Annotated in this window: 2 protein-coding genes and 1 pseudogene; all 3 read left to right on the top strand. The window is 63.3% G+C overall.

Annotated features, from left to right (window positions below):
* Window positions 1–1374 (top strand): condensation domain-containing protein (locus WA317_RS04375; RefSeq protein WP_425171879.1); only part of this gene is annotated, 1374 nt, incomplete at its 5' end.
* A gap of 9 nt (window positions 1375–1383) precedes the next feature.
* Entirely contained in the window at window positions 1384–2379 is a 996-nt protein-coding gene (locus WA317_RS04370) for an ATP-binding cassette domain-containing protein (RefSeq protein WP_425171878.1), read from the top strand.
* A pseudogene (locus tag WA317_RS04365) lies at window positions 2376–2556 on the top strand (antibiotic transporter); the annotation flags it as partial. The gene WA317_RS04370 and the pseudogene WA317_RS04365, both read left to right, overlap by 4 nt.

Raw genomic sequence — 2556 nt, 5'->3', positions numbered from 1 at the left:
GCCTACTTCCTCGAGCATGGGCTGCAAGAGGCCGGCCGCTGGCGCATCCCTTTCATCCTGCAACTGAGCCCCGAGGTACAGGTCGAGGACATCCGATCGGTGCTCACCGCCGTGACGAATCATCACGATGCGCTGCGACTGCGGATCGTGCAGCGCGCCCAGATGTGGGAACAGCGCATCGGTGAACCGCAGAACTTCGCCGAACTGGCCACCCGATCGCTTCCCGACGGTATCCCGCCCAGAACGCCACAGGAACGCCAAGCGGTGCTTGACATCCTCAACGAGCAGATCCGTGGTCAGGACCTGTCGAGTCCACCGCTGACCGCCACCTATATCCGCGGCCTGCCGGGCGCCCCGTGCTACCTCGCGATCAGTATGCACGCGATTGTGGGGGACAACGCCTCGCGTGACATCCTCCTCACTGACATCTTCACCGCTTTCGGCCAACGATTGGCTGGCCAGGACATTGCCCTGCAACCGGCCACCACATCGTGGCGCGAGTGGTCGCAGCGCTGCGCCGCGCTCGCCACCCATCCCGCGGTCCTCGAGAGTCGCGAATTTTGGCTGAACACCGCGACTACAGCGACACTGCGCGTAGCGGGTCCGGATGTTTCAGAACCACCGGTGGTAGATGACCTCGCGCGATTGTCGTCGACGCTGACCGTTCTGGAGACAACGGAGATCGACGACGCGCGGCGCCGGCGTAAGGCACCGATTGACGAAATTCTGCTGACGGCACTGGCCCGAACTATCGCGGCCACGGTCGGTGATGGTGTCGTCGCTGTCGATCTCGACGGACCGGGTCGGTCGGTTCTTCAGCCCGATGTCGACCTGCGCCGGACAGTTGGCTGGTTCAGCACCGTTTATCCGGTCGCTCTTATCTGCTCGCAGGACGAAAACGCGAGCGCCAGCCAACTGTTGAACGACGTGCACAACGCGGTGCAGGCGATCCCGCACTACGGCATCGGCTACGGGCTCCTGCGGTACATGTACGCGCCAACCGCGCGGCTGTTCGACACCGCCCGTCCCGCCGACATCTTCTTCTCCTATCTGGGCACAATTCCCGAGCTGCCGGCTGCGCCGTCCGGTGACGCTCCTGTTCAGCTCGACACCGATACGGCGATGCCGGTGCGTGAGGCGATACCGGGTCTTGGTCACGCCGTCGAACTTCGGGTGTACCGCTCGGGTGGTGTCTTGCATCTCGATTGGTGGTATGACACCCGCCGGCTCGGGCCCACAGCCGTGGAATCGCTTGCCCGGCAGTTCCCGGCCACGCTCATGGAACTGACTCGGGAAGCGCTCACAGAGGATGAAACGGATTCGGCTAGCGAAGAATTGGCCCTAGTTGACTTGTCGTCGGCCGACGTTGATTAGGAGACGCTAATGCCCAGCACCGACAAGGCGGTCGTCGTCAGCCGGATCAGGAAGACCTTCGGTGACGTTGTCGCGCTCCGGGACATCAGCTTCGAGGTCGGCCGCGGCGAGGTGCTCGGCTTACTGGGCCCCAACGGGGCCGGCAAAACCACGACGGTGGACATCCTGTCGACGCTGACGCGGCCGGATCGTGGCTACGCGGAGGTCGCCGGGCATGACGTCGCGTCGGATCCGGCCGGGGTGCGGCGGTCGATCATGCTCACCGGTCAGCACGTGGCTCTCGACGACATGCTGACCGGCCGGGAGAACCTGGTGATGTTCGGTCGCCTGCAGGGGCTGAAGAAATCGCGGGCGCGACTGCGGGCGAAGGATCTTCTCGACCAGTTCGATCTGGTTGATGCGGCTGATCGCAGTGTCAGCACGTATTCCGGTGGGATGCGCCGGCGGATCGACATCGCTTGCGGATTAGTGGTGCGCCCTGAAGTGGTGTTCCTGGACGAACCCACGACCGGACTGGATCCACGCAGTCGGCAGAGTATCTGGGAACTGGTGTCCAACTTCAAGGAGGCGGGCATCGCGACGCTGTTGACCACCCAGTACCTCGAGGAGGCCGACGCGCTCAGTGACCGCATCATCGTGATCGATCAGGGGTCGATCATTGCCGAGGGAACGGCTGACGAACTCAAAGCGCGTACGGGCGCCACCTACTGCGAAATCGTCCCGCGCCACGTGAAGGATTTGCCCGCTGCGGCTGCGGCGCTCGGTTCGCTGCTGCCCGAACAGAATCGACCGTCGCTGACAACCGCATCCGACCGTATCTCGATGCCGGCTCCCAACGGCCCGAACACCCTCGTGGAGGTCCTGTTTCACTTGAAGGCGGCAAACATCGAGTTGCTCGATATCGCGTTGCGGCGACCCTCGCTCGACGAAGTATTTCTCACGCTGACATCGCACAGCAACCGCGGCAGATCCGCGAACCGCGTTAACGCCGAATCGCCCTCATGACTGCTAAGACGGCTGGCCGGCCCACGACATCAATGGTTCAGCAGTGGTGGGTACTGACTGTTCGTCTGATCACGCCTACGTTGCGCAATGGGGAGTCGCTCACCCAGGTCGCCGCGTCCGTCATGTTCACCGCCGGTTTCTACATCCCGCTTAAACACATCATGGTCGGCTCTGTCC

Origin of the sequence: Mycobacterium sp. (assembly GCF_049802695.1) — a bacterium.
GTDB lineage: Bacteria > Actinomycetota > Actinomycetes > Mycobacteriales > Mycobacteriaceae > Mycobacterium.
Note: the sequence above shows the minus strand (reverse complement) of the source record. Positions and strands in the feature narration are given on the sequence as shown.

Excerpts from the sequence above, each read along its gene's own strand:
- WA317_RS04370 (WP_425171878.1), top strand. The coding sequence starts at position 1,384 with ATGCCCAGCACCGACAAGGCGGTCGTCGTCAGCCGGATCAGGAAGACC.